Origin of the sequence: Neoalteromonas flava (assembly GCF_002807685.1) — a bacterium.
Lineage (GTDB): Bacteria > Pseudomonadota > Gammaproteobacteria > Enterobacterales > Alteromonadaceae > Alteromonas_E > Alteromonas_E flava.
This window is the reverse complement of record NZ_PEAX01000003.1, coordinates 144130-171106: the sequence shown is the minus strand read 5'-3', so window position 1 is coordinate 171106 and position 26977 is coordinate 144130. Positions and strand designations below refer to the sequence as shown.

The 26977-nt window shown below is 41.4% G+C and carries 23 protein-coding genes and 1 pseudogene; 12 read left to right on the top strand and 12 right to left on the bottom strand.

The genetic code is table 11. The annotated features are described in order from the left end of the window. The first annotated feature begins 196 nt into the window (after positions 1-196). A complete protein-coding gene (gene trhA / locus CSH92_RS06835) occupies positions 197-847 on the top strand; it encodes a PAQR family membrane homeostasis protein TrhA (RefSeq protein WP_100657458.1) in 651 nt (216 codons plus the stop codon). A gap of 41 nt (positions 848-888) precedes the next feature. On the opposite strand, the gene dcd is transcribed toward trhA, so the two are convergent. After that, positions 889-1479: a dCTP deaminase gene (dcd, locus tag CSH92_RS06830; protein ID WP_100656885.1), complete on the bottom strand. Its 591-nt coding sequence runs from the start codon at positions 1477-1479 to the stop codon at positions 889-891. 88 nt (positions 1480-1567) lie between these two features. Further along, positions 1568-2674, bottom strand: a complete 1107-nt coding sequence (apbC, locus tag CSH92_RS06825; RefSeq protein WP_100657457.1) for an iron-sulfur cluster carrier protein ApbC — start codon at positions 2672-2674, stop codon at positions 1568-1570. A 136-nt stretch (positions 2675-2810) separates the two neighbouring features. Here apbC and metG point away from each other — a divergent pair, with 136 nt between their 5' ends. After that, positions 2811-4856: a methionine--tRNA ligase gene (metG, locus tag CSH92_RS06820; RefSeq protein ID WP_100656884.1), complete on the top strand. Its 2046-nt coding sequence runs from the start codon at positions 2811-2813 to the stop codon at positions 4854-4856. Positions 4857-4931: 75 nt separating this feature from the next. On the opposite strand, the gene CSH92_RS06815 is transcribed toward metG, so the two are convergent. Together CSH92_RS06815 and CSH92_RS06810 are read right to left on the bottom strand one after the other, a co-directional pair. Beyond that, on the bottom strand, positions 4932-5957 hold the full coding sequence (locus CSH92_RS06815) for a methyl-accepting chemotaxis protein (protein ID WP_100656883.1): 1026 nt from the start codon (positions 5955-5957) through the stop codon (positions 4932-4934). A gap of 100 nt (positions 5958-6057) precedes the next feature. Continuing rightward, positions 6058-6798, bottom strand: a complete 741-nt coding sequence (locus tag CSH92_RS06810) for a class I SAM-dependent methyltransferase (RefSeq protein WP_100656882.1) — start codon at positions 6796-6798, stop codon at positions 6058-6060. Positions 6799-6889: 91 nt separating this feature from the next. Here CSH92_RS06810 and gloB point away from each other — a divergent pair, with 91 nt between their 5' ends. The 3 genes from gloB to CSH92_RS06795 all read left to right on the top strand — a co-directional run bounded on the left by gloB (position 6890) and on the right by CSH92_RS06795 (position 10416). Continuing rightward, positions 6890-7678 carry a hydroxyacylglutathione hydrolase gene (gloB, locus tag CSH92_RS06805; protein ID WP_100656881.1) on the top strand — a complete coding sequence of 263 codons (789 nt, stop codon included), beginning with the start codon at positions 6890-6892 and terminating at the stop codon, positions 7676-7678. Positions 7679-7769: 91 nt separating this feature from the next. Continuing rightward, entirely contained in the window at positions 7770-9374 is a 1605-nt protein-coding gene (locus CSH92_RS06800; protein WP_100656880.1) for a lytic transglycosylase, read from the top strand. A gap of 10 nt (positions 9375-9384) precedes the next feature. Continuing rightward, on the top strand, positions 9385-10416 hold the full coding sequence (locus tag CSH92_RS06795) for an ion transporter (RefSeq protein ID WP_100656879.1): 1032 nt from the start codon (positions 9385-9387) through the stop codon (positions 10414-10416). On the opposite strand, the gene cysS is transcribed toward CSH92_RS06795, so the two are convergent. Beyond that, the gene (gene cysS, locus CSH92_RS06790) at positions 10411-11787 is read right to left on the bottom strand and encodes a cysteine--tRNA ligase (protein WP_100657456.1); all 1377 of its coding nucleotides are present in this window, start codon (positions 11785-11787) and stop codon (positions 10411-10413) included. The genes CSH92_RS06795 and cysS overlap by 6 nt on opposite strands. A gap of 140 nt (positions 11788-11927) precedes the next feature. On the opposite strand from cysS, the gene CSH92_RS06785 reads away from it, so the two are divergent. Both CSH92_RS06785 and CSH92_RS06780 read left to right on the top strand, forming a co-directional pair. Then, complete coding sequence (locus tag CSH92_RS06785; protein ID WP_100657455.1) at positions 11928-12425, top strand: peptidylprolyl isomerase; 498 nt, start codon at positions 11928-11930, stop codon at positions 12423-12425. Between the two features lie 63 nt (positions 12426-12488). Then, a complete protein-coding gene (locus CSH92_RS06780; RefSeq protein ID WP_100656878.1) occupies positions 12489-13217 on the top strand; it encodes a UDP-2,3-diacylglucosamine diphosphatase in 729 nt (242 codons plus the stop codon). Between the two features lie 44 nt (positions 13218-13261). Here the strand turns inward: CSH92_RS06780 and miaE (CSH92_RS06775) are convergent. After that, positions 13262-13918: pseudogene (gene miaE / locus CSH92_RS06775) on the bottom strand (tRNA isopentenyl-2-thiomethyl-A-37 hydroxylase MiaE); the annotation flags it as partial. A 197-nt stretch (positions 13919-14115) separates the two neighbouring features. Between miaE (CSH92_RS06775) and CSH92_RS06770 the strand changes: the two are divergent. Both CSH92_RS06770 and CSH92_RS06765 read left to right on the top strand, forming a co-directional pair. Beyond that, the gene (locus CSH92_RS06770; RefSeq protein ID WP_100656876.1) at positions 14116-16857 is read left to right on the top strand and encodes a type I restriction-modification system subunit M; all 2742 of its coding nucleotides are present in this window, start codon (positions 14116-14118) and stop codon (positions 16855-16857) included. A gap of 2 nt (positions 16858-16859) precedes the next feature. After that, positions 16860-18281 carry a restriction endonuclease subunit S domain-containing protein gene (locus CSH92_RS06765; protein ID WP_100656875.1) on the top strand — a complete coding sequence of 474 codons (1422 nt, stop codon included), beginning with the start codon at positions 16860-16862 and terminating at the stop codon, positions 18279-18281. Between the two features lie 37 nt (positions 18282-18318). On the opposite strand, the gene miaE (CSH92_RS06760) is transcribed toward CSH92_RS06765, so the two are convergent. Beyond that, positions 18319-19095 (bottom strand): tRNA isopentenyl-2-thiomethyl-A-37 hydroxylase MiaE, encoded by a 777-nt coding sequence (gene miaE / locus CSH92_RS06760; protein WP_100656874.1) that lies wholly within the window; start codon positions 19093-19095, stop codon positions 18319-18321. 134 nt (positions 19096-19229) lie between these two features. On the opposite strand from miaE (CSH92_RS06760), the gene CSH92_RS06755 reads away from it, so the two are divergent. Then, the gene (locus tag CSH92_RS06755; RefSeq protein WP_100656873.1) at positions 19230-19685 is read left to right on the top strand and encodes a hypothetical protein; all 456 of its coding nucleotides are present in this window, start codon (positions 19230-19232) and stop codon (positions 19683-19685) included. On the opposite strand, the gene CSH92_RS06750 is transcribed toward CSH92_RS06755, so the two are convergent. After that, positions 19675-20226, bottom strand: a complete 552-nt coding sequence (locus tag CSH92_RS06750; protein ID WP_100656872.1) for a hypothetical protein — start codon at positions 20224-20226, stop codon at positions 19675-19677. The genes CSH92_RS06755 and CSH92_RS06750 overlap by 11 nt on opposite strands. A gap of 470 nt (positions 20227-20696) precedes the next feature. On the opposite strand from CSH92_RS06750, the gene CSH92_RS06745 reads away from it, so the two are divergent. Further along, positions 20697-21719, top strand: coding sequence for a plasmid recombination protein (locus tag CSH92_RS06745; RefSeq protein ID WP_100656871.1), 1023 nt, complete (start codon positions 20697-20699; stop codon positions 21717-21719). A 264-nt stretch (positions 21720-21983) separates the two neighbouring features. After that, positions 21984-22283: a hypothetical protein gene (locus tag CSH92_RS06740; RefSeq protein ID WP_100656870.1), complete on the top strand. Its 300-nt coding sequence runs from the start codon at positions 21984-21986 to the stop codon at positions 22281-22283. A gap of 29 nt (positions 22284-22312) precedes the next feature. Here the strand turns inward: CSH92_RS06740 and CSH92_RS06735 are convergent, their stop codons facing one another. From CSH92_RS06735 to CSH92_RS06720, 4 genes are all read right to left on the bottom strand, one after another. Continuing rightward, on the bottom strand, positions 22313-23962 hold the full coding sequence (locus CSH92_RS06735; RefSeq protein ID WP_164084677.1) for a recombinase family protein: 1650 nt from the start codon (positions 23960-23962) through the stop codon (positions 22313-22315). Between the two features lie 44 nt (positions 23963-24006). Continuing rightward, positions 24007-24147 carry a tRNA isopentenyl-2-thiomethyl-A-37 hydroxylase MiaE gene (miaE, locus tag CSH92_RS17305; protein WP_100657454.1) on the bottom strand — a complete coding sequence of 47 codons (141 nt, stop codon included), beginning with the start codon at positions 24145-24147 and terminating at the stop codon, positions 24007-24009. 87 nt (positions 24148-24234) lie between these two features. After that, positions 24235-26028, bottom strand: coding sequence for a GGDEF domain-containing protein (locus CSH92_RS06725; protein ID WP_100656868.1), 1794 nt, complete (start codon positions 26026-26028; stop codon positions 24235-24237). A 108-nt stretch (positions 26029-26136) separates the two neighbouring features. After that, on the bottom strand, positions 26137-26964 hold the full coding sequence (locus tag CSH92_RS06720; RefSeq protein WP_100656867.1) for a phytanoyl-CoA dioxygenase family protein: 828 nt from the start codon (positions 26962-26964) through the stop codon (positions 26137-26139). Between the last annotated feature and the right edge of the window lie 13 nt (positions 26965-26977).

The window sequence follows — 26977 nt, the reverse complement described above, 5'->3', positions numbered from 1 at the left end:
TTTAAAGCAAAGGCTAAATCGTCCCAATGCGCTGGGATCCGCCAGATTTTGCTTTAGTTGACGATTTATTGTTCAACTTCCAAGGTGCATGCCGATAGAAAAATTATGAGATTTTATGAAGCCAAGCTTTTTCGGTGTACAGTTGTACGCTGAAAAGCTACACTGTTGTGCAGTTCTAGTCCGTTTTATTCTCGTTATGTTACCCAAGAAATCAATTTCCATGGATCATGCTCACTATTCGCCGATTGAGGAATTACTCAATGCGAGTACGCATGCACTTGGGTTTTGTCTGGCGATCGTAGGTTTGGTAGCACTTAGCATTAAAAGCGACAGCACTGTTGAGTATATCACTGCACTAATTTATGCAACCAGTCTTGCCGCGATGTTTATATCTTCCACTATCTATCACTCGGTCAAAGATGTGTATTGGCGGAAGATCTTACGAAAAATTGATCACACAGCCATTTATTTACTCATTGCAGGAACCTACACACCGTTTATGGTACTTGCGGTGGGTGGTTGGATTGGAACGGCGGCTATGATCACGGTTTGGAGCATCGCCATTGCAGGCATTGTGTTTAAAACTACCATTGGACATAGATATCCCAAAATTAGCGTAACCACTTATGCTGCATTAGGTTGGTTTGCTATTTTGCTAATCTACCCTATCTATCAAGCGCTTTCAGCTGGCGGATTTACGCTATTGGTCGCTGGCGGGCTTTGTTACAGTGCAGGGATCCCTTTTTACATGCTGAAAAGTCGTCACTATACGCACGCTATTTGGCATTTGTTCGTTGTTGCGGGCGCCGCGTGCCACTTCTTCGCAATTTATTATCACGTTGTGTAAACTACGCCACCTAGCAACAGAAGCCTGTCGCGTTCGCTCAGCTAGCTCTTATCGTCGGCACTAATCCGGCTCGCCACAGCACTATCTTGCCCCTTATATTTTGCGTCTAAACGCGCGTTGTAAGGTTTTTCTGCGGGATTGGATAATACTTCGAAAGACAATGCGCCGATTTTCATGCCCGGTTTTAATGCTAAGGGAAGTTTACCACTATTAAAAAATTCTAATACGATATTGCCAGACCAACCTGGATCGATTCGGTGTGCAGTGACGTGCACCATCAAGCCTAATCGTGCTAGCGAAGAACGCCCGTCAAGCCAGCCAACAATGTCATCAGGTAACGTAACTGACTCTAATGTAACCGCTAACGCAAGTTCTCCAGGGTGTAAGAAAAAGGCTTTACCTTCAGCGACTTGTATTTCGTCACTCATCACTGAATTCAGTGCTTCCTGCATCTCTTCTTTTTTACCGCTGAGATCGATATACGGCGCTGCATGATCTTCAAACACGCGAAATTTGTTGCCCAAACGAATATCAACCGTAACGCCACTTATCTGGTCGTAATCCGGAGTTGGGGTAATGGCAATTTTGCCTTCCTGCAAATGCTTGTATATATCGCGGTCACACAAACGCATGTGTACGTCTCCATTTAATTAGCCGCGTCACCTGCGACCTCACGTATTATGCTTGCCCGCCTACCCGCAAGCAATACCTAGTGTAAGATTAAGACTCTTGCACAACAGAGATTGGTTCACCGCGCACCGCGTTTGCAGCTTCCGCGTGCACATCTAAATCAAACGCGAGTTGCTGTGACAATGTGCGAGCGGCTTGCAAATACGCTTGAGCCAATGGACCTTCTGGATCCGTGTGGAGTAAATTTTGCCCACTATCTGCATGCTCACGAATGCGAATATCCAGAGGTAACGTACCAATCAGTGGAATATTGTGGCGGTCAGCTAAGCGCTGCCCTCCTTCGGTAGCGAAAACATACTCGCGCTCACCACATTTACGGCACTGGTAATAACTCATGTTCTCAATCAACCCCAGTACCGGAATATCCACTTTTTCAAACATCGCAATACCTTTAGTGGCATCCGCCAGCGCAATGTCTTGTGGTGTGGTCACAACAATCGCCGCAGTTAAGGGCACTTGCTGAGACATCGTTAGCTGGATATCGCCGGTACCTGGTGGCATATCAACCAATAAGTAGTCCAGCACCGGCCACTGTGTTTCATAAAGGAGTTGATGTAACGCTCGACTGGCCATGGGCCCGCGCCAAACTGTGGCATTTTCAGCAGGCACCAAGTAGCCAATTGAGTTTGCCACAATGCCATTCGCGGCTATGGGCTGCATGTGTTTGTTGTCTTCACTGGTGGGGTGTTCCTGTGGATTACCCAACATAATAGGAACAGATGGACCATAGATATCCGCATCGAGAACGCCGACCTTGGCGCCTTCTTTTTGCAAGGCATAGGCAAGATTAATGGTAGTCGCGGACTTCCCTACTCCGCCTTTGCCCGATGCAATTGCAATGATATTTTTCACATTGGTCACAGGTTGCTTCGCACTGTGCATGACTGGAATTTGTGTGGTTAATTGAATCGCCGGCATGGTTAACTCAGCAAAACGTTGCGCCCATTCAGCTTGCAGCCAATCAAGTAAAACATCAGACTGTGATGCGGCGACAAAAGGTAAACCAATGGTAACCACATCGTCTTCCACAGTCACCCAAGCGGACGGTTTGCTATGGTCAACCACATAAAATTCGGCCAGTAACGATACCAAGTGACTCTTGAGCGAATCTTCACTTTTTTTAGAGCGAGAAAAAATCCCCACGTTAATCTCCTTAGAACGCCGGTAAAATTACCTGTTTGTCGCAGTAAATGCGTTTAATTTACGGATGCAAACCCCCCGTGTTTACGGTAGTATTTGCAGCTATTTTTTTAACCCTAATGCTCGGAAATACATGTCAATCAACGATCGGTCTTTATCGTCAGGCAAGCAACGCCAAATATTGGTAACCAGTGCGTTACCTTATGCTAACGGTTCTATCCATCTAGGTCACCTACTAGAACACATTCAAACTGACATTTGGGCTCGCTTTCAGCGCATGCGTGGCCATCAGTGTTACAGTGTCTGTGCCGATGATGCACACGGTACCCCGGTAATGCTTAAAGCACAGGAACTAGGTATTACTCCCGAGCAAATGGTTGCCCAAACACGTGCAGAGCATCATCAAGACTTACTCGATTTTTACGTCGAATACGATAATTACTACGTCACGCATTCAGAAGAGAACAAAATTCTTTGTGAAGAAGTATATAACCGCTTAAATGCTAATGGCTATATAAGTACTCGAACTATTAGCCAACTGTTCGATCCAGAAAAGAACATGTTTTTACCTGACCGATTTGTCAAAGGTACCTGTCCAAACTGTGGTGCTGAAGACCAATATGGCGATAGCTGTGATGTGTGTTCTGCAACCTACAGCCCAACAGAAATCAAAAATCCACGTTCGGCAGTATCAGGCGCGACGCCTATTTTGAAAGACTCTGAGCATTATTTCTTCGATTTGCCGCAGTTTGAGAGCATGTTACATGACTGGTTGCGCAGCGGCGCCGTGCAAACTGAAATGGCCAACAAACTGAACGAATGGTTTGAGCAAGGGCTGCAACAATGGGATATCAGTCGTGATGCCCCCTATTTTGGATTCGAAATTCCAAATGCACCAAACAAGTATTTTTATGTTTGGGTAGACGCACCTGTGGGTTACATGGCCAGTTTTAAAAACTTGTGTGACCGTGAAGGTATAGATTTTGATGCCTATTGGCAGACTGGCACCGATACAGAGCTTTATCACTTTATTGGTAAAGACATCACTTATTTCCATTGCTTGTTCTGGCCAGCGATGCTCGATGGCGCAGGTTTCAGAAAACCAACGGGTGTTAATGTGCATGGTTTTGTTACCGTTAATGGGGCAAAAATGTCAAAATCGCGGGGCACCTTCATTAAAGGCCGCACGTACCTTGATCATCTAAATCCGGAATATTTGCGCTACTATTTTGCCTCAAAGCTTAGCGATACCGTCACCGATATTGACTTAAATTTTGAAGACTTCGCACAAAAGGTGAATGCCGACTTAGTCGGTAAAGTGGTTAATATTGCTAGCCGTTGCGCCAGCTTTATAACCAAACGCTTTGACGGCAAGCTTTCAGACAACTGCGCCGATGCAGAGTTGCTGGCAGCATTCACAAACGCCTCAGAATCCATTGCCAAAGGCTTTGAATCGCGCCAATACCATAAAGCAGTCCGTGAAATAATGGCACTGGCCGACCGCGCGAATCAATACATTGATGCGCAAGCGCCATGGGTCACCATTAAGGATGAAGACAAACAAACCCTTACCCATGATGTTTGTTCATTAGGTATCAATTGTTTTCGAATTCTAGTTACCTACCTTAAGCCGGTGCTACCAAAGCTCGCCGAGCAAGCCGAAGCCTTCTTAAATGATAATTTGACGTGGGAAAGCGCGGCGCAGCCGCTGTATGGGCATGCCATCAATAAATTTAAGCCCATGATGCAACGTATTGAAATGGATAAAGTTAACGCCATGATAGAAGACTCAAAAGAAACGATTACACCAGAAGCAGCAAAGCCTGTAGAGCGTGTATCAGACCCTATTGCTGAGACCATAAGCTTTGATGATTTTGCCAAAATTGACTTGCGTATCGCCAAAATAGTAACGGCTGAGCACGTTGAGGGTGCCGATAAGCTTTTACGTCTGGAATTGGACATTGGCGACGAAACTCGACAGATTTTTGCCGGTATAAAATCTGCCTACCAACCTGAAGACCTCACTGGCAAGTACACTGTAATGGTAGCCAACTTAGCACCGCGTAAAATGCGCTTTGGCCTATCTGAAGGTATGGTTTTAGCCGCAGGCCCTGGTGGTAAAGACTTATATATTTTAGAGCCACATGCAGGTGCAAAACCGGGCATGCGAGTTAAGTAATAATCAGCGAAAACAAAAAACGCCCGTCTGTACGGGCGTTTTTTTACTGCATATTAATTCGTCAACGCGACTTTTTTACAAAGAATGAATGAGCTTATTGCTCGCTTCTTCAAATGCTTGTAATGCCCCTGCATCTACTTTTCCGGACGCTTGGCTTTTCGACAATAACGCCGATGCCGCATCAGCGAAACGACGATAGTTAGTATCTAAACCACGCAAGTCGGCCTGTGAAACGCCCTCTAAGTTAGCTAATTGACTTTCACTGTAGCCTGGCAGTTGAGCTGTTTTTCCGCTAGCCAACGCTTCGTAAACACTACTTTTTAATGCTAATACTTCAAGTTGAGCTGCGGTAAACAAACTTTCGCCTGCCGTTTCTCTGATAGTGTTGCGCATGCGTTTAGCCAACGACAAGATATCTGACACTCGCGAGCGCACATCACCGGTTTTGCCGACCAATTCGCGAGACTTTTCCGACACTTCATTAATATTGGTTTCGATGTTACGGGTGCCTTCTTCGATTTTGGCAACCAAGTTATTAATCTCTTGCGTAGATTCAGAAGAACGCATTGCTAGATTACGGACTTCCTCTGCGACCACAGCAAACCCACGCCCAGTTTCGCCAGCACGAGCTGCCTCAATGGCTGCGTTTAGTGCCAATAGGTTGGTTTGCTCGGCAATTGAATTGATCACAACCACAAAGTTACTAATGCTACTCGCCAAGCCAGATAATTCACCCGCGTGTTTCACCCCACGTGATGAAATTTCATCAATCTGACTTAGGCCAGAAACCGTATCATCCAAGACTTCAGACGAGCCTTCAAAGGTCGCGTCTGAGCCGGCCAATTCGTCCCGCTGAGCCATTAAGGCATGTGCAGCCTCCAAGGCCTTGTCGCGCACATTGCCGATGCTGCCACCTGACTGGGCAACAGCTCGCAAAAATTGATGGCTGGCTTCCACTTCACTTTTCATGCGCGCTGCATCATGTGATTCAGCATCTAACTGGGCACGTAGCTCAGCTATTTGGCTTTCAAGCACTGAATTTTGTTCACTGAGTTTTTTTATTTGTTGTAAATCTTCTGGCTTGGACTTTCTTGAAAACATCGCCTTTGGTCTCACTCAAGGTTGATAAACGATTAATTGTCACAAAGTTGTTATCGACATTATTGCCGAAATCTCCACTTTCGCCAGTTTATTCATTGAATTAATTTCTGGTTTGTACCGTGGCTGATGCGCCGATAGCTGAAAACTTAGGCTTTAAACGCCAAGAGGGTTTAACTAATGATAATGGGATTTCACGTTTTCGCGCGATTATGACGTATGCTGCACCACTCCAGGGAAAATATTTAGCACACCAGCGATTCAGTTTTACTGCCGCAGCATTTGCACTGTTAAAAAGCAAACAAAAATGCGCAATTTTACTACTCTTGATGACTTCAAAACCTAATAAATGCAACCAGTCCGTGACTCTACCTTGGCGGAAATATCGGGCGTGACGCAATGAACGGTAACGTTTGAAGGGCAAAAAACTGAGAAGCCAATCCATACTAAACGGATTTAACCCGATTAACATCAGATGCCCGTTTGGGGTAATAACCCGATCAATCTCCCGTAAGACTTGATGTGGATCGGCACAAAAATCTAATTCCAATGCTGTAACCACGGCATCAATGCTGTTTTCGGCAAATGGCAGATCGGTTGCTTTACCTACTACCGAAGAATTTTCCTCCTGCGATTGCGTGAGTGTCACGGTGTGTTTTATCGTGCATTCTGATAATTCAATGCTTGCAGTTAGGCGACCTATTTTCAGTAAATGGTAGCCAAAACAAAGGCGCGAGTGGACTGCCAAGTTTGCTGCGATCGATTGCTGTAATAGCTCACCATTTGGCAGTGCTCGCCAATGCGTCGGATAGTGACTGTGATCGTGCTTAAGTGCTGCCTTCATGCCGTTCGTTGCTGCCTAATTCCACGTTGATATGTATACCACATCTCCCTATAGTACCCGACTATGAGCGATAAGCGATGAGCGAAAACCAATGAGTACTGCCTTGCCAACTGGTGTATCGATAACACCAATTCCAGCCTTTGTCGACAACTACATTTGGTGTTTCTACGATGACAAACGCTGTGTCGTTGTAGATCCGGGGGATGCTAAACCAGTTGTTACATTCTGCCAGCAGCATCAGCTTGAGCTTACCGCTGTTTTAATCACTCATCATCACGCTGACCATACCGGAGGGTTACCTGAACTTTGCAAGCACTGGCCAGGATTACGTGTCATTGGACCGCAAAATCCAAAGATCACGCACCTCAATGAAACAGTAACAGAAAATGATAGTGTCGAAATCAAACAACTTGGACTCTTATTTAAGGTCATTGAAATCCCAGGCCATACGCTCGACCATATTGGCTTTATTGGTCATGGCGGCGTATTGTGCGGCGACACTCTGTTTAGTGCCGGTTGCGGGCGCTTATTTGAGGGCTCGCCAGAGCAGATGCGCCAATCACTAGCCAAATTATCCGCCCTTCCAGACACCACATTGGTGTGGTGCACCCATGAATATACGCTAGCAAATATGGATTTTGCGCGTGCCGTTGAGCCGAATAATGCGGCACTAATGGAGCGTTTAACATGGGCGCAAACTCAGCGCGAGGCAGACCAACCAACGCTGCCAAGTAAGATCAGTATAGAAAAGGCCATCAACCCGTTCCTGCGCAGCCACAGTGCGGAAATTCAACAGTCAGTTCAGCGCCATGAGAATCGAGATGTTGAGAGTGAACTTGAGGTTTTCACTGCGGTCAGAGCTTGGAAAGACAATTTTTAATATCCAATACTCTGACAAGTACTAGGTTGGTATTAGTACCGACAAACAGGTAAACTGGCGTATGGATTTTTGTTGCTAGCCAAGGTTATAAATGACGAATAGAGCTGCTGTTACCCTTAGTGGTATTGCCTTTTGGGTAATTTTATCGGGCTGCGTTAGCACCGCACAACCTGACGTATCAACACAACCCATTGCACTTAGCGTCCCCCAAGAAGAGCCCGTTGATAACGAAGGTGTTATCGAGACAATGCACCCAGTTGAGCCAATCGAGCTTGACTTGTCGGCTGCAGAAGAAGTCACCCCAGAACTCACCAATTTGTGGGATATTGCCGCAGTCGATTTTAGTTTCCCTATACCTGATGACGCACGAGTAAACGCGCAAAAGCGTTGGTATCTTAAACATCCTAATTACATGGCGCGGGTATCTAAGCGGGCAGAACCTTTTTTACAGCATATCGTTGAACGTCTCAAAGCCCGCGATATGCCAATGGAGATGGTGCTTTTACCCATTGTAGAGAGTGCCTTTGACCCGTTTGCGTATTCCCACGGCAGTGCTGCTGGAATGTGGCAATTTATTGAGGGCACAGGTAAGCGCTTTGGATTAAAGCAAACGTGGTGGTATGACGGGCGGCGTGATGTGATTGCATCAACCGAAGCCGCGATTGACTACCTACAGTATTTGCATGAGTTTTTTGATGGCGATTGGTTACATGCCTTAGCAGCTTACAATAGTGGTGAAGGACGAGTAAAAAGAGCCATTCGTAAAAATACCAAACAAGGCAAGCCGACGGACTTTTGGTCCCTTGAGTTACCCCGCGAGACTAGAGCTTACGTGCCGAAACTTTTAGCATTAGCAGATATTCTGAAGAATCGCGAACAGTACGAATTCGCTTGGCCAGTGATAAAAGATGAAGCGGTTATCGAAATCGTGGATGTTCATCAGCAGATTGATCTTGCGATTGCCGCCAAATTTGCCGGCTTGTCGGTCGAAGCATTATCGGCGCTGAATCCTGGATTTAATCGCTGGGCAACTGATCCGGAAGGCCCTCACCAGTTGGTGTTGCCGAAAAAATCAGTCACTACTTTTGTTACCGCCTTGGCCGAAGCCGATGAAAAAGAGCGTTTAAACTGGGCGCGCCATGAAATAAAACGCGGCGACAGTTTGCTGAAAATTGCTAAGCAATATCACACTACAGCTGATGTGATTAAGCAGGTTAATCAACTGAAAGGTAATGTGATCAGAGCCGGAGATCACCTTCTCGTTCCGGTTGCTTTGCGCGACTTACAAGAGTATTCGCTATCTTCTGAGCAACGTTTACTGGCGTTGCAAAATAGGGATCGGCGCGGTCATCAGATTACTCACACCATTGTCTCTGGCGATACGTTCTGGGATTTAGCACGCAAGTACGGAGTGACGACCAAAGCACTCGCAAGATGGAACGGAATGGCGCCTGGCGACATGTTAAGACCAGGTCAGAAGCTCGCAATCTGGATAGACGGTGAAGAAGCACCAGAAGCCGTGACTCGAACACTGACCTATACAGTGCGCAACGGAGATTCACTTTCACGTATCGCGAATAAATTCAAGGTGCGTGTATCGCAATTAAAACAATGGAATAGCTTGCACAAACAAAAGTACCTGCAACCCGGGCAAAAGCTTACCGTCATTGTTGATGTCGCCAACGTTGCCAGTTAGAGACGGGTGAATGTTAAAGATTAATCGCGAGAATTTGCGCGCTAGTCATGAAGGTCCATGGTTACTGTTGGACCTTGTGATGCTGGGCGTATTATTCCTCAATATGGTGTGGCTGATCTTTGACGCACTCTATGCGACCGACGTGGTATATCGATTTTTAGCAGAATATACGCCCGCGTTTGTCGTTGCTTATGACCCTCTACATGAAAACTTCCTGTTTGTTGATTTAGTGTTTATTGGCATATTTTTGACCGAATTTGTAATTCGCTGGATTGCCTCCATCGTACGCAAAACCTATATGCGCTGGTATTTTTTCCCGTTTATTCACTGGTATGATCTTGTCGGGTGTATTCCATTAGCGGCGACTCGAATATTCCGCTTTTTGCGGATAATTTCTATCCTTCATCGCTTACACAAATTTAATATCATCGACTTAAACCAGACAGCGTTATTTCGCTTTATTGCCTTCTATTACGATGTTTTGGTCGAAGAACTGAGTGACCGAATAGTTGTCAAAGTGATCAGTGACGCACAAAAGGATATCAGTGCCGGATCACCACTTATCGACGACATTGTGCAAACCGTATTGTTGCCTCGCAAGCAAGTGATCACACATTGGGGAGCCTCTACACTCAATCATGTGGGTCATAGTATTTTACATCCGATACACGGCAAGGTGATCCGAGATCACGTACTCAATAGTGTGGGTAAAGCAATCCGCAACAATGACCATATATCAGCGATGAAAATCGTGCCCGTCGTGGGTTCAACGATAGAAAAAACACTAGAAGCTTCAGTGACAGATATTGTTACTCAGTCGATTATCAACCTACTTAGCGACCTAACCCCAGAACAAATTGAAGAATTTGTTGCCAATGGGCTCGAGCAAGAAACCTTAGAAGAGAAAGCATTGGATAGTGAAGTATTGTTGGTGGTGAATGAAGTGCTTGATCTGGTCAAAGCTCACGTTGGCAGCAAACGCTGGCACAGTGAACTGGCTGCGCGCAAAGCACAGCCAGTGGTAGAAGAGACTAATTTATAAGCGGCGCCAGGTTGTTCCTTGAGGGCCATCTTCTAGCTCGATGTTCAGTGCTTTTAACGCATCCCTAGCAGCATCGGCGCTCGCCCAATCTTTTGCCGCTCGAGCATCATTGCGTTGTTTAATCAATGCCTCGATCTCAGCAACATCATCCCCCTGCTCCCCTTGCAAATAGGCATTCGGTTCAAGTTGCAAAATCCCAAGGATCTTACCCAAACCGACTAAGACGAAGGCCAGTTTTTCCGCTTCTGCTGGTGTAGATTTGGCTTTATTCAGGTCTCTAGCAATTTCAAACAAAACTGCGATAGCCTCTGGCATGTTGAGGTCATCATCCATAGCCGCGTTAAACTTCTCCAAGTAACCGGCGTGATCCAACGCGCCTGAGCTCGGAATATCAACACCTCGCAGTGCGGTGTACAAACGCTCTAACCCAGCTCGCGCTTGCAGAATGTTGTCTTCGCTATAGCTTAATTGGCTACGGTAATGTGCAGACATTAGGAAAAAGCGTAATGTCTCAGGATCGTGCTGTTTGAGTACATCTCGCAAAGTAAAAAAGTTACCCAACGATTTCGACATTTTCTCATCATTGACTTGCACCATACCCGCATGCATCCAAACGTTTACATAAGGGGTATCAAATGCGCAGCAAGACTGGGCAATCTCATTCTCGTGGTGCGGAAAAATCAAATCCGAACCACCGCCGTGAATATCAAAATGTTCACCGAGGTGTTTATGATTCATCGCTGAACATTCGATGTGCCAGCCAGGGCGGCCTTGGCCCCACGGAGAATCCCAACTTGGTTCACCTGGTTTGGTGGCTTTCCACAAGGCAAAATCCATGGGATCGCGCTTTTGCTCATCTACATCAACCCGCGCTCCAGCATTCAGCTGAGTTAAATCTTGCTTACTTAACTCACCATAAGCTGCGTAAGTAGATACTTCAAATAACACATCACCACTGGCCGTTACATAGGCGTGGCCTTTATCTATCAAACGTTCAATCACCGCAATGATCTCACTCATATGAGTTGTCACTCGCGGCTCTATGTCGGGCTCGAGTAGGTTAATCGCGGCAAAATCCTCGTGCATCATGGCTATAGTGCGTGCGGTTAATTCGTCTGCACTCTCACCGTTGGCGTTTGCACGCTGGATGATTTTATCATCCACATCAGTAATGTTACGCACGTAGGTCACGTCATAACCACGCGACCGCAGGTAACGAACCAGAATATCAAAACTCAAATAAGTTCTGGCGTGCCCCATGTGACACAAGTCGTACACGGTTATTCCACACACATACAGCCCCACTTTATTCTCTTCGCGAGGAATAAATGGTTGCTTTTTACGCGTACGTGTATTGAATAGCTGCAACATAATACGTTGACCTTGTGATTTGTTTAAAAACGGCGCGAAGTGTAGCAAATTCAACGACTCTGTACACTAGCGCGGTTAATCTTTTGTGTGACCATGGATTACTGGTACACTTCACATAATTGTTTAATATGAGTAATACCATGGTTATTTTACATACAAATTACGGCGATATTACGCTCAAGCTCTTCGCCGAAGACGCACCTAAAACAGTTGCGAATTTCATGCAATATGTAGAGAGCGGATTTTATGAAGGCACTCTATTTCATCGCGTCATCAAAAATTTCATGATCCAAGGCGGTGGATTTGATGCGGAAATGCAACAAAAAGATTCCGGCGAGCCCATAGAAAACGAAGCTAACAATGGCAAGAAGAACCTGCGCGGAACAATTGCTATGGCGCGTACTAATGATCCGCACAGCGCTAGCGCGCAATTTTTTATCAATCTTGTCGATAATGATTTTCTCGATTTTCGCAACGAAACCGTGAATGGCTGGGGTTACTGTGTATTTGGCGAAGTTGTCGCCGGTATGGACGTTGTCGATACCATAGCTGAAGCTAAAACTCGAATTGATGGTTATCATGCCGACGTACCTATTAGCCCTTATGTTATCGAGTCTGTTTCAGTTCGGAACGACTAATTTATTTAACTGGAACAACCCACTGTTGTTCCAGTTTCCGCCAAACTTTACTTTATCTACTCTATGTCGCTGACTTACTTTATTTCTGATTTGCACCTAGGCGAAGATTTTCCTGAAATCACAGCGTGTTTCGAAACTTTCATGCGCGAGCAAGCGCCTGAGGCTGATGCGTTATACGTGTTGGGTGACTTATTTGAAGTATGGATAGGCGATGACAATCAAACGCCATTCAATCAGCATATAGCCGCCATTTTCAAATCGCTATCTGCTTCCACGCCTATTTTCTTTATCCACGGTAATCGTGATTTTGCCATTGGAGAGCGATTTGCTCGACAAGCCGGATTTACCATTTTAGCTGAACAAACCGTCATCGATTTATATGGCGAGCCCACTCTGTTGTTGCATGGCGACGAATTATGCACCGATGATATTGAATATCAAAAGTTCCGCCGTCGCGCCCGCACGCGTTGGTGGCAAACCCTCATGGGCGCATTGCCGCTTGCATTGCGACGCCACCTTGCCTCACGTGGACGGAAAAAAAGTACCGCCAATAAACAGCGACTTGCAGCAGATATAATGGATGTTGCACCTGACGCGGTGATTGAGACATTTACCAAGCATAATGTGCACACCATGATCCACGGTCACACCCACCGACCGGCTGTTCATGAACTTGACGTTAATGGTCAATCCGCACGACGCATTGTACTTGGCGACTGGTACGAGCAAGGCAGTGTTTTAGTCGCTACGCCTAATGGTCTTGATCTGCATAGTTTAAATTTTCAATCCTGATCCAGAGCTAATCCACCCAAACTTACGTTAAAGTATATATAGCGCTAAGCCACCGTGCTTAGCGCATTTGATTCGACTGGACCACTGTGGAAGCGAAAATCTGTGTCGGGTTGTTGAATTAAATTGGCTTCAACTTCAGCAAAAAACTGCACCCTTGCGTTTATTGAGCTGCCATGTACGCGCTCTGCTAGAGTCAAATAATCTTGAAAGTGGCGAGCCTCAGAACGCAGTAAAGAAATATAAAACTTGTGCAGCTCTTCATCTAAATGCGGGGCTAACTTGGCGAAACGTTCGCATGAACGGGCTTCGATAAATGCGCCGCAAATGAGAGTGTCTATTAATTTGGCGGGCTCATGAGTACGAACATGCTTCATTAACCCGCGAGCATAACGAGCGGCAGTTAATGTCTGATACTCAATATTTCGGGCCTGCATAATCTCTAGCACTTGTTGGAAATGATGTAACTCTTCTTTTATCAATAGCACCATTTTATCGATCAATTCATCACCATGGATAAAATTGGATTTACTGATCAGTTTCTTTGATAGGTTGATGTGCGAACTGAAATCGCCGTTACCCTGTTTGCGATAAACAAAGTCTTCAAAGGGCTTTAACCACTCCAGTAGCGCTGCACTGCTCGCCTGATCAACTGCGTAACGGCGCAGCAATAGCATGGCCGTTTGTGCCGCTTTTAACTCACATTTGGATTATGTGTGCATATTGATAGAAGAATACACGAAATATTACGCTTTACCAGTAAAGTAATAGACAACCTAATGGCAATGACTGCATGTTTTATGCTTAAATCAAAGTATTAATGCAGCAAATGAACTTGTATACAAATTATACAGAGTTAACAAAGAGTTCAGACAAGTAAAATTAAGGAAGACCTCGTCCAATGAGAGAATGGAAAGAAGAAATAGAGCAAAAGCTTCGACAACAAAAAAGCAAAGTTGCTGAGATAAATATCGATAAAGCAAGCGTAAAATATTCAGAGAAAGTAAAGCAAAATAGAGTCTTAAAATCCCTTACAGGAGATGAGGAAATAGTAAGGGCATTTTTAATAGATAAATTGGTAAATGAGTTAGATTACAAAGCGGAACACATTGAGTTAGAAAAAGAGTACTCGGTAAAGGCTGGTCACGGCAAACTCTCACCAAGAATCGACGTTATAATAAAAGATCAAGACGGAAACCCCTTCTTCTTTATTGAAACGAAAGCTCCCGATAAGTTTGAAAAAGATAAAAATGAAATAGAGGGGCAACTTTTTTCATTGGCCCATGCCGAGGAAAAGGATTTCAAAACAAAAGTTAAATACTTAGTTTATTATACTACTGATCTACAAGAAGAAGGTATTTTAGATAAAGCGATAATAATTGATTTTGAAAAGTACCGTGACTATTCACAATGGGAAAAAGACGGATTCATTTCAATTGCGACTGAGCTGACAGCAGGATATGGAGAGCCTAAAAAGCAACCTTTGATCAAAGGGCACGAAAAGCACGATTTACGTACAAAAATTAACCGAGAAGAAATTGAAGGTTTGGGTAGAAATCTGCACAACGTACTCTGGGGTGGAGGGGGTACTAACGACAGTGAAATTTTTTATTCTCTCGTCAACATCATACTTGCCAAAATACAAGACGAATATGAAAAAGAAGATGGTCAAGAGTATGACTTTCAAATATATCAATATGGAAACCATGTTGAGGCTTCTGAGAAAGTATACGAGCGTATAAATATTCTTTTCAAAAGAGCGTTACGAGAACAACTAAATGTATCAGAGCAACAAAAGATCGATGATGATAACGTAATTAATCGAAATAAGTTTCCATTAAACAAGTTAATTTATACAGTCCAAACATTAGAAGGTTTTTCATTTTTAGAAGGAAGAAGTTCCTTAGATGGGAAAGACATCTTGGGTGATTTCTTTGAATCTATTACAAGAGATGGGTTTAAGCAAAACAAAGGGCAATTTTTCACACCAACCCCTATTGTAAATTTTCTTCTTTATGCACTGCAATTAGATAAATTAGCGATTGATCGGCTGAATGACGATAGAGAATTACCACTTATTATAGATCCATCCGCTGGTAGTGGCACATACCTAGTGGAAGCGATGAAGCTTATTACCAAAGAGATAAAATACAAACAAAAAGCAAAGCTGAAATCGAGCAGACAGATAAAACAAAGATTCGAAGAATTATTTATGCCTGACTATGCAGAAAATAAATGGGCAAGAGAGTATTTGTATGGTTCAGAAATTAACTTTGATTTGGGAACAGCATCAAAAGTCAACATGATTCTGCATGGCGATGGTTCAACTAATATTTTCGTCAAAGACGGACTGTTGCCTTTTCGATTTTATGTAAAAGAAAACTCTCCAAACTTTCTGGAAACATCTTCATCTGAGCCTTTATATAACGATAAAGAAGTGAATGCGAAGTTTGATGTTGCAATAAGCAATCCTCCATTCAACGTAGACTTAGACACCCAAACTCAAAGAGAAGTAAAGAGCACATTTATTTTTGGTGACAAAAAGAATTCGGAAAATCTGTTCTTGGAGCGTTACTATCAATTGTTAAAAGAAGGTGGGCGGCTTGGTGTGGTTCTACCAGAGAGTGTGTTTGATACTACCGAAAATAAATATATCAGATTGTTTATTTTCAAATATTTCAATGTAAAAGCAGTGGTAAGTCTCCCGCCAGTTACTTTTGAACCTTATACTTCTACAAAAACAAGCTTGCTGTTCGCTCAAAAGAAAACAAAAAAGCAAGTTAAGGAATGGAACGAAATTTGGGATAAATATGGCAAAGAATGGAATCTGTTAAAAACAAGAGTAAATGATTACATTAAGTTCTTCGTAAATGGAGAGAAGCTCAATAAAAGGTGGGCAAAAGATGTTGTTGAAGACTTAGAAAATAAATCATTTGATAACATAAAGAAAAACATAAAGCGTTTTTTAAAAGACCATTTTTCAGAAGTTGATGATGAACTTGAAATCAAGGATGTTTTGAGAAAGTACAGCGACGAAATAGTAAGTCTTTCAAAATATGAAAAAGAAACTAACGTTTTCGGTTTTTATAATGCATGGTGGGTCTTTGGTGAAGTCGCAAGAGAGTTAGATTACAACATATTCTTTGCTGACGCAGAGAATGTTGGATATAAACGTACAAAACGTGGTGAAAATGCCATGCCAAATGATTTGTTCGACATCGAGTTTGCACCGAGTGAATTGAATATACAGTCCATATTAGCAACTTATGACAAGAACATAAGAATAATAACTGAACAAGTAAATGAGAATATAGCTGAATTAGAAAGTCTTAATGAAAGGTTAGCCAAGAAAAAAAGCAACACCCTTCAACAAAAGGTCACCAAGATAGAAAGCGACGTTTCTTTTCTTGAATCAAAAAAGGAAGATTTAATTAAAGAGAAAGAAGAAGTAAGTAAAATAGCTTCCAAATATTATGAAAATGATAATTTGAAGAAAGAATATACAGAAAGAACTGATGATGAACTCATTTCCCATTTTAAGAGTGGATTACTTTCTAAGTATAAAAGTGACGATATCGTTCTGCGGGATTCTAAATTAATAAAAATATTAGACAGAATAAGAAATGATATTGTTTGGGAGTAATCATGTTTAAAGCGACTTTTTCGTCTCTGTGCAACGACGACACTCTCAGAATTGATTGCAAGTTCAATAAACTTATGGACCTTTCTGGTTATGATATCTTTGATTCAAAACGCTCAAATCTGGTACGGCTGAAAGAAATTTTAATTCCTTATTATAAACTTTTTGAGTTCGAAGAAAATCGACTGTATCAAGGAGTACCTACTGGGAAAGAATATACAAATGAGTTTGGTGACATAACTACTACTCAGCTGATAACAAAAGAAGATAGACCGAATCGTTTGAAATACCATGCTGATCAAGAATGTATTTTAATTTCAAGCTTGAAAGGTGCAAGAGCACCTGCATTGATGTTCGATTTCGATTTGGCAGAGTATGTTTTTTCGAATGGATTCTACATATTTAAAGTAGCAAAGAATTGGAACCAAGAATTTGTTCTCTATATGTTGAGAACAAAACGACTTAAATCAATTTTAGATAAACATATCTATCGAGGTATTGGTATCTCTTCTTATAAGGAGGTAGACCTATTAAATTTGAGTGTCCCTCATATAGATCGCCTCCATCAAAATGAGGCTATTGAGAAGATAAAGCCAATTAAAGCACAAATCTTGGAGTTGAAAAATAAAAAGAAAAGTACTGCTGAAATACTAAATGAGGTTTTTTCGGAATACTTTAATATTTCACTCGAAGCCGTTAATGAATTGGATAAAGAGAGAGTTATTGTTAGTGCTTTTAATAAAATAGGCTTCAATAATGCTGGCATAAGAAGTAGTTTTCGCTGGAATAAATTGCAGGAAATTCAAGAGTTTATATATAAGGATATTGATTGTATAGAAACATTAGGAAGGTTCATAATATCGACGAAGAATGGATGGAGTCCAGTCTCGGTAGAATCTGGCGATGGCATTGGTGTTTTAGGTCAAGAACATTTCTCACTTAATGGTACATTGAACTTAATGCCTGCGAAGTTTACAGAGATAACCAGAAAAAATATAAGTGATTTTTTCATACAGAAGGAAGATTTTTTCGTAAGTCGCGGAAACACAGTTGATTTAGTTGCACTTGCTTCGATAGTAGAAACAGATGTTGATGAAAATTTGATCTTCCCTGATCTCTACATCAAAGTCGTATTTGATGAATCAAAGGTAAACAAAAAATATCTCGCCTATTTATTTAATTCATTTTTTGGGAGGCTCTATTTTAAATACGTAGCCAAGGGAAAAAATCAAACAATGGTCAAAGTCTCTGCGACCGAACTCAATAATTTTAGACTTCCAATACCTGGAATTGAAGCACAAGAGTTTATCGTTAATAGAATTAATGAAGTTATAGAAGCCCAAGAAGCCATCGATGAAGAGATAAAATTACTTCAAATTAAAATTGATTCAATAATCGAGACAGTTATAAATTCTCATCAAGAGTAGCTCATTGCTACTCTTGCAAGGTAATCTTTTGAAACTACTAAGGCATTTCTGCGTCTTTGTCTGGCACGCCGCTGTGAAACTTAAAGTCAGAGTCACTTGTCATAATAAGCTCTTTCTCTACTTCACCAAAATACTTTATGCGTTCAGATAAATCAGTTTCTGAAAGTTTTTGTGCCAGTTTTAAATAGTCTTGGTAGTGACGGGCTTCTGACCTGAGCAATGACACATAGAATGTATTTAAATCATCATCCAAGTACGGTGCAAGTTTTGCAAACCGCTCACAAGACCGCGCTTCTATATACGCACCGCATATTAATTTATCAATTAATGTGGCTGGTTCGTGTGTTCTGACATGACGCATCAATCCCTTAGCATAACGACCAGCAGATACGCTTTTGTACGGAATTCCTCGTGCTTCCATGATCTCTAATACTTGATAAAAATGGTGTAGCTCTTCCTTAATCAAAAGAACCATTTTATCTATCAATTCTTGACCGAAATCAGACTCTGATTTTGGCACTAATGCTTTGGTAAACTTTAAATTATTTTTTAGCGCTTCCATGCTCCCTTCTTGCCTATATACATAAGCTTCATAGGGTTGAAGCCAAGCGAGAAGCTTATTTCCACTGTTTTCGTCAACGGCATACTTTCTGATAAGTAGCATTGCCGTTTGTGCAGCTTTAAGCTCACACGCTAAATGGTCTTGAAGAATGATTGGTAAGTTTTCCTCCTTCTTTGCATAGTCGATCCATTCCATTGGTGTTTCACAATGTAAGAATGAACTTACTGGCTCCAAAAGCTCTTCTAACTGCATATTTGATTAACTCCTAATTTCTGCCGACATTGTATCTCAAACTGACTGAAATTACTTTCCTTGGATGTTTTGTGACAGGGGTTGATTATGTCCATTTTTGGTATACGATGAAGGTAACAACAAAAAATTAATTTATGAGTAAAATCAACAACTACGAGATAAAATATAAACTTCTAAAAAAGCGAATTAATATTACGCAGACAAAAGTTAAGCACTTAACCGACTCTTTAAGAGAAGCAGAAGAAAAAGCAGCCTTTTGGGAAGAACAATCACGAGCCTGCTCTTCGAGTCGAGGAGAACTTTTAAAAGACAATTTTGAAAATAAAAAAAGAGTTGCTGGCTTGGAGAAGAGATTAGCCAAATATGAAGTTAACATTGCCAAGTTGTGTGAACTGTTTGGTGTTGATGATATTGAAAAGCTTCTCCCATATATACAAGAGCAGTTATTAATGCGTGAATTAGCGGCACTTGAATCAGAAAAGAGCCTATCAGCGGAAACGCATGATTCAAAAGAAGTTAACATTGAATACCCTTCCACTGATGACATTGAACTACCGGGTAAATACAAAGCGCGTAAGTTTAGTAGGTAAATCGTTCTACATACTTCTTTTTAGTTTTTCTCTCTTTTGATAGCTTAAAAGACTTTGGTTGGACGTGAAAGTCACTGTGAAACTTATCTGCCAGTGAACTTTTCCATATTATTCTTGAATTTAGAATATAGAAGCGGTTTTTATTATCCATTGAATCGATAACAATTTTTATAAATTTGTGTTCTTCAAGCAGCTTCAAGCTATCAATTACAGTTTTTGGTGTAATTCCTAAGATGCTCGATAGATCTATTTCTCTTATGTGTATTGTGTTTCGCTTGTTACAGTTACAAGCCATAAAATGAAAGATTCGGAAAGCACTTGGGCTACTCGAAACTAAGTCCCTGATTATTTTTTGGTTAAGAGTAAACATTGCAAAGTACTTCGAAGCTGAAGCAGTCTTTTTGAACTTTTTTAGTTCATCATCCTTATCAATTAAAGATTTTTTGCAATCGTTCAGCTCCTCTTCAAGAAGCTCTATTCTCATAGTTAAAAAGTGTATTTTTTCCTCATCTGTCCATTTCTCATTAAATATTAAACTCATATATTTCTCCTTTTAGATAATATATGAGGTACACCAAAAAAATATTTATGCAATGGCAAGAAATGAATTTTTCAATATATGGAAATTGATTTCACATATGTATTATTAAAAAATGGCTAATTTTCGGTTTTTTCAAAAATGTAAGAAAATCTTCTTTTTTTATATATTAAGTTGCGTAATAAGTAATCCCTTATCGAGAAACCAATTTTGATTACTAATCAAACACTAACTTCGTTAATGTTTGGATATTACATTAAGCATTTTTTCTGGTCGCTTCGCTCTTTTCTGAAAACAAACAAGTTTGTTTATTTCTATCTTGGTCGCGGCTTCGCCTCATTTGCGACCGCTCCTTCAAGCGATATCGCTTGCCCAGTGCATTACTCGGTGTAATGTTTTAATGGGCTAAAACATTGCCCTATTGCATTAATTATTTTTTGTGGTTAGCTGTAAAGAGAACAATCAGGAAATGAATGAAAGATTTTGTATCTCTTAATTTTAAATATTACAAGGATAGTAATGTCTCTGGCGTACTCGGACATATAAACAGACAATTTAAAGTCAATAAAAATTCCTTTATTGATCATACTAAAAACAACTTTGGTGATCCCGGCCTCATAAATAATTATCAGCAGTTAAGACGTAAAGTAGAAATTGCAAAAGGCAAATCGATCAGAAAAGACGCTACTACGCTACTTGACGGAGTGCTTGTATTTTCACTCGAACAGTTCGAAAACCTCGAACAAAGTTTATCTCAGAAAGAACTTCAAGAGGCACTTACGATATATACTCGCGAATATATGGAAGAGATAAAAAAACTATATGGATTAGAACCGATTGGCTTTCAGTTTCACCTTGATGAAGGACATGTTAAGAATAGTCTCGTAAGGAATGTTCACGCGCATTTAACGTTTTATAATTATGAATTCAAGACAAATAAATCACGTTGGAGAGAGTTAAAACGAAATGATTTTTCTAAAATGCAGGACATCGCTGGGACTATTTTTTCTGATTTGGGGTTTAGAAGAGGTAAGTCAAAGGAAATAACCAAAAAGACTCACTTAAAAAAAGATAAATACATAGAACAGAAGCAAAATAAAATAGTCGAGAATAACAAAAAAGAAATAAAAGAACTCGAACTCAAAATATCTGAATTGGAGTTGTCCTACAAACGAAAAATAATTCAACTAAAACGTAAATTTAAACGCTTATTGGCAAAGATTAGTACTTACACTCTAAACCTCCTCAATTCAGCCCAAAAAATAGAAAAAAAGAGCATTAGGAAAAATGCTGAAAAGTTAGTCAAGTGTATAGATGAAATATCTGAAATAGATCTTACCGCTGGGTTAACTGTCGCTGAACAGGTAAAAAAATCAATTAAAGACAATCCAACCTGTGATCTCAAAAAAGAAAAAGAAATTTTTTTTGAATTAGAGAAAAGTGACAAACTCAGTAAATATAAGGCATTCACGAAAGTCAAAAAAATTAAATTTTAAAAGTCAAGGACTTTATGCAAAAATATCTTGACTTTTTATTCTAATTTGTTATGATATCGCAGTATTTTGAAATTAACCAGTATAACGGTAAAAAATGAATTATTTAAATACTTATATGAAGTATTGAGGAGTTCCGCCTAACCGCAGTTCTTCCTCAATTCTTTGCCAAATTAAAAATTGAGGGGGAACGCAAAAGCAAAAAAGTTTTTGTCATTACCCAGAAAAGTTTTGTCTACAACAAACTAACAATACAAGGGGGATACTATGACAAAAATTACTACAACTCTTAAGAACCTGCTACAAACAAAAAAGCTAAATTACCACTCGTTTTTTATGCCTTTCACTAAACTGAAACTAAAAAGCGGCAAAGAGGTATGCCAAGGTGGATACTACCCACCTAATGTGGAGGTTCCAGCCAAACCTACTGAGTCAGATATTCTTTATTACCAAGCGTACTATGAAGTTTCAGAAAAAGGGAGGTTTCGCAGAGTTGAGCTTTCACCTGCTGAATTAAAAGAATATCGAAAGAGATTCGCCTTAACACTTTCTATTGCTAATTTTTAATTAAATTATGTTCAAGTCGCAATCGGCACTTATGTGCCGAGCGAAGAATCAAAGAACTGCAAAAAGAAACTATCGTCTATGTTTCTTGGGTCAGCAGCTTCTTTTGGACTAAGCACCTTTTTCATTAACAGCCCGTTTATATTCGGCTTGATCGGCACAGGGCATTCCCTTTTCATGTAAACATGGTCAAAGTAGTAATAAGTATCTTCTTTCTTACAATATCTCGTGTATTCATAACCTTTTTCCCCTTCAAAATACAGAGTTCGATTTTTTATAATAATTTTGATATCCAGTTCACGCATTGTGCGGTTAAAAGTCTCGACATTTTCAATCAATGTTGATGCTTCGGGTGAGATCGTAAACCTGTTCATATTTCTGAGTTCTAAGTTAATTTCCTCCCTTCTTGTTTTGAGATTTTCTAATTTCTCTTCAAGTTGAGAAATCATACCAATTACGAACTTCACAGCTTTCCCTGCCTTTACCAGTTCATTGTATTCGAACAGTGATTCGTCCAGGGCCTTTTGTAATTTTGAAATCTCAACATTTACTTCCTGCAATTTCTTTTTTAATTCCACGTCTGAGTTCTGTGAAGAAAATTTTTCTAATGCCTTTCTTTGAACGACATTAACAAAAAACCAATGGGCTAATATGTAGGGAAAAGTAGTAGGCTCTCCATTTTCAGCACATTTGGCATCTCTTCCTGCCTTTCTTTGTCTGAAACTGCAACGAAGCAACGGAAGACTATTAGCGGTCTGTTGAATACTCATTCCAGAATGTTCATTTTTATCCCTGACAGATACACAATGCCCACATCTGAACAATCCACTCAAAGGCCAAATCCGCTTAGCATTAGAGCTTTTATGTTTATTAAGACGAGTTGCATGTGCGTGGTTTGCTTCTATATACAGACCATCATCAACTGCGGCTTCAAACATTTTCTCACCTTTCCAAATTCCTCTGACTATATCGCTTGTAATAATACGAATGACTGTGGTTGGTATCATTTTTTGAATTGGTTCGTAATCTGGAAACTCTTCTTTCAACGTGCGAGAGACAATTACCTGTCCATTACCACTGGTGTACAGTTCAAACATCCTTTTCACAGCATCAGCATATTTATTGAGCTTTCCGTCTCTGTCGAGCCAAAACGGTCTTCGCAGTTTAGGAATAGTTCCATGCTGTACGAAATCCTTAAACCTTTTCTGATAACTGTAAGAAATTTTTTTCTTGTGCCATTCTATTTCTCGATAAGCTCTATCGAATTCGAAAAGTAATCTTGTCCTTGTTGCCGGGTCATTGGTATGTGCAGGTGTGTATTCCATGCCATCTGACACAGTTACAATGGTAATATCTGCATCCCATAGTTTTTTTACAAGGTCTTCGGAAGGGGTAATATCGTAGCGAGTAAGTCTGCTAAAATTTTCAACCAAAAGGTATGAGCCTCTCTCAACCAAACCATCTTCTATCGCTTCAAAAAATCTGCCAAGTGCTCCTTTTTCTATGTGTTCACCCTTTGAAGCAGAAAACCCATCATCAAACATATTACCTTCTTCTGCTTTTATGGCTTTATGTTTGTTTCTTTCCAGCCACTCTAATTGAAGTTCAAGCTGCCTGTCCTCTGACGAATTTCCTCTTTGTACCTCGGCACTAAATCTTTGGTATAAATAAGCTTTTTTCACTGCATATTCTCCTCTCAACTAATTATAGCAAGGAATATGCACACCTATGCATTTAATTCACAATTGGCATGGTCAACTAATAATACGGGAAGGTTTGCACTTTCACAGGCATTGCCCACCCAGTTATCTGGTGTTTCGCACAACAGAAATTCATGAATGGGCGCTAACAAATTATCACTATACACAATACACAAATTCACTCAATTAGACCGCGCCATGGTAACACAAGGCAGCTTCGAGCACAGCCATCTGCAAGTGCTGCTGTTTATGCCTCAACGAGCAGATTTATGCGCTTTTACCTGGATAGACATGATCATTTCGTCAATGACCACGGCTACATCAGAGAGCTTCTCTTCGGCAATGAAAATACTCATACTTGAGCGCACATTGATCATCTCTGCGCTGGGTTCACCAATTTGCACATTATCTAATTCTGTTTGTAACCGATCGAAAAACGATTTTGCGCTGTTTTCTTCGATATTCGGTAGGCACAAGATAAACTGTTCGGGACCATAACGGCCGAGTATATCGGTCTCTCGGGTAATGTTTTGTAGGGTTTGCGCGAGACGACGTAACAGGCTATTTCCTTTAGACAATCCCGTTGCCAATGTAAGCTCCCGGAAGTTACTTAGATCCAATAACGCAAGGGCATTAGCCTTACCTTTTTCTGGTGCAGCCAACTGCTCAATACGCATCCGCGCAGTATCACCATTGAGTAGATTAGTAGTAGGATCATAGGTCAGTTTTTCTAAGTGGCGTTTGCGTAAGTAGAAGACCACAACCACGATTACAAGCAGAGCCGCCAAACCACCAATTACGATAATACGTTGTTTCAATTGCTGAGCATTTTCAACCTCGGACTCAAGCGAGTAGATCTTGGAATAGAGATTCGCTACTCCATGAATACTAGCTGATGCCTGGCTATTTCTCGCGGTATCTCCGGCGCGCTGTGAGTACTCCGAAAAGGCTGCTTCAGCACTAGCCCAGTCTTTTTGTAGTAACGCGATTTCTACCTGCAATTCAAGATAATCTAGATTTTGTCGCAAGAAACGCTGCACCGACGCTGGTTTCTGCTTGAATTCTTGTTGATATGACTCGACACAAACAAGATCTATGTCTGCCACACACGGCACAACGGAATACCACTCAGCCATCGCTTTGAAAACCGGATTTGATAGCGCATTTACCCGCTCCATGAGTAATGGCAATTCACGTTTCATGCTATCTATATCGTTAATCCGGTAGTAATAACCTACCAGAGCATGAGAATAGAAAAAGTTGGTTAACGGTGTATTAACCGTCTGATTTATTTCATTAAACTCGACAATTGCAGCATAAGCTCGGTCATATTGTCCACTAGCTAACAGTGAAGAAATAGCACTAATTAAAATCGTCAATTGATTACTGCCGGTGTATACCTTTAACCCCATCTCATGAGCTTTAAGGTATTGCTCAGCAGCTAAAACATGCTGCTGCAATCCGCCATAAATCAAGCCGATAGAATTGTGAATATGAGCTAAAGCTTGATAATTCTTGCTGGCAGAGTACAGCTCCAAAACATTAAACATCATACCCAAGCGTTCACCGACGGGTAGATCTTTCTTACAGTTCGTGATGATGCCAAGGGTTGCACTTAGGAATACATCGCTAAATGCGTCACGGGCTAGGCTTTGTGCTTGTTGGTAATACTCACAGCGTTCAGGCTGCTCTTTGACATCATAAGTGAAGCCGATCTGATATACCGCTGACGCATAAAAGTAGCTTGCTTTATCAATGTTGTCCCATTCAACTAAATCAAATAGCAGGTCTTGAGCTTCAGATGTTTTCCCTTCACAAATAAGGAAATGCGATTTCTCAGCAGATAGTGCAACACGCTGACGTTGAGTTAAGTCAGCACTCTGTAAATAGCGCTCCAGCTGCTCAAAACCGGCCGGATCAGGGCAATCATAAGTGACCGTTTTAACCTTATCTATAAAGGCATCAACTTCAGCTTCTGATTGTGCCTCCGCTTGGTTACAAGCCAATAAACCAAGCGTTGATATTAATACGAGAGCCTTGAATGTCATTTCTACTAGACGCTATTTTTTAGTTAAGCATAAACGGTAAACGCACAATCTACTACCCAAGCGCTGGAAATCGATGTTTAAATGGTTAGTTTTTCTGCAAACTTGGGATTAAAGTGGCATCGCTTCCGCGCGCAACCAATTTAACGGATCGTATGTGGTATCGGCGCTTGTTACATGTAAAGTAAACGCATGACGTGAGTGATTAGAGCGATTAGCCGCACTAAAATGCGGCAACGTTCCACTCATTAGCACTACACTACCGGCATCTACTTCAAGTGGTAATGCCTGATCGAGATTAGGCCAAGGCTCGTCATGCAATAGCTTTAATTCTGTATGGTCATCAGCATAGCGCACAAATTGCTCTTTTAACGCCAATCCATCGCCGCGCTTATCCACTTGCAAACAACCGTTTTCGATAGTTGCCGGTTGAATAGCCAACCAAAACGTGACGACCGATAGTGGGTCGGTTTTAAAATAAGTCGCGTCTTGATGCCATCGGATCTGACCGCCAATGCGTGGTTGCTTAAAAATATACATGGACTGGCGGATTTCTGGTCGCGTCAATCCCACATCAAGCATCATGTGGCGAATTTTAGCCTGTGTGCTGAAGGCCCTGAAGGTCGGCGATAGAACATGCAATGCATGCCCGATTTTATTGATACTGAGCGCTTTATCTTGGCGCAGCCCACCTTGCTGATCAAACGCGTCAGCTTCAAAAAAACAACGGACTTTGTCGTCAGAATAGAGAAAATAAGAATCTTGATCGGTATCGCTGGAGAAGGTAGAAAATATTGAGCGGGAGCTTGACTCATCAAAATCCTCCACTATCTGCTCCGCCTCAGCTTGCAGCGCTGCAACTTCTTCATGACTAAAGAAATTGGGCAACACCACGTATCCACACTGTTGAAAGGCTTCTCGCTGTTGTTTGGATAACATCACCTATTCCCTG

Bases quoted from the DNA above. Each gene is read 5' to 3' on its own strand.
- trhA (WP_100657458.1), top strand. From the start codon at position 197: ATGTTACCCAAGAAATCAATTTCCATGGATCATGCTCACTATTCGCCG.
- dcd (WP_100656885.1), bottom strand. From the start codon at position 1,479: ATGCGTTTGTGTGACCGCGATATATACAAGCATTTGCAGGAAGGCAAA.
- metG (WP_100656884.1), top strand. From the start codon at position 2,811: ATGTCAATCAACGATCGGTCTTTATCGTCAGGCAAGCAACGCCAAATA.
- CSH92_RS06815 (WP_100656883.1), bottom strand. From the start codon at position 5,957: ATGTTTTCAAGAAAGTCCAAGCCAGAAGATTTACAACAAATAAAAAAA.
- CSH92_RS06810 (WP_100656882.1), bottom strand. From the start codon at position 6,798: ATGAAGGCAGCACTTAAGCACGATCACAGTCACTATCCGACGCATTGG.
- gloB (WP_100656881.1), top strand. From the start codon at position 6,890: ATGAGTACTGCCTTGCCAACTGGTGTATCGATAACACCAATTCCAGCC.
- CSH92_RS06800 (WP_100656880.1), top strand. From the start codon at position 7,770: ATGACGAATAGAGCTGCTGTTACCCTTAGTGGTATTGCCTTTTGGGTA.
- CSH92_RS06795 (WP_100656879.1), top strand. From the start codon at position 9,385: ATGTTAAAGATTAATCGCGAGAATTTGCGCGCTAGTCATGAAGGTCCA.
- cysS (WP_100657456.1), bottom strand. From the start codon at position 11,787: ATGTTGCAGCTATTCAATACACGTACGCGTAAAAAGCAACCATTTATT.
- CSH92_RS06785 (WP_100657455.1), top strand. From the start codon at position 11,928: ATGGTTATTTTACATACAAATTACGGCGATATTACGCTCAAGCTCTTC.
- CSH92_RS06780 (WP_100656878.1), top strand. From the start codon at position 12,489: ATGTCGCTGACTTACTTTATTTCTGATTTGCACCTAGGCGAAGATTTT.
- CSH92_RS06770 (WP_100656876.1), top strand. From the start codon at position 14,116: ATGAGAGAATGGAAAGAAGAAATAGAGCAAAAGCTTCGACAACAAAAA.
- CSH92_RS06765 (WP_100656875.1), top strand. From the start codon at position 16,860: ATGTTTAAAGCGACTTTTTCGTCTCTGTGCAACGACGACACTCTCAGA.
- miaE (WP_100656874.1), bottom strand. From the start codon at position 19,095: ATGCAGTTAGAAGAGCTTTTGGAGCCAGTAAGTTCATTCTTACATTGT.
- CSH92_RS06755 (WP_100656873.1), top strand. From the start codon at position 19,230: ATGAGTAAAATCAACAACTACGAGATAAAATATAAACTTCTAAAAAAG.
- CSH92_RS06750 (WP_100656872.1), bottom strand. From the start codon at position 20,226: ATGAGTTTAATATTTAATGAGAAATGGACAGATGAGGAAAAAATACAC.
- CSH92_RS06745 (WP_100656871.1), top strand. From the start codon at position 20,697: ATGAAAGATTTTGTATCTCTTAATTTTAAATATTACAAGGATAGTAAT.
- CSH92_RS06740 (WP_100656870.1), top strand. From the start codon at position 21,984: ATGACAAAAATTACTACAACTCTTAAGAACCTGCTACAAACAAAAAAG.
- CSH92_RS06725 (WP_100656868.1), bottom strand. From the start codon at position 26,028: ATGACATTCAAGGCTCTCGTATTAATATCAACGCTTGGTTTATTGGCT.
- CSH92_RS06720 (WP_100656867.1), bottom strand. From the start codon at position 26,964: ATGTTATCCAAACAACAGCGAGAAGCCTTTCAACAGTGTGGATACGTG.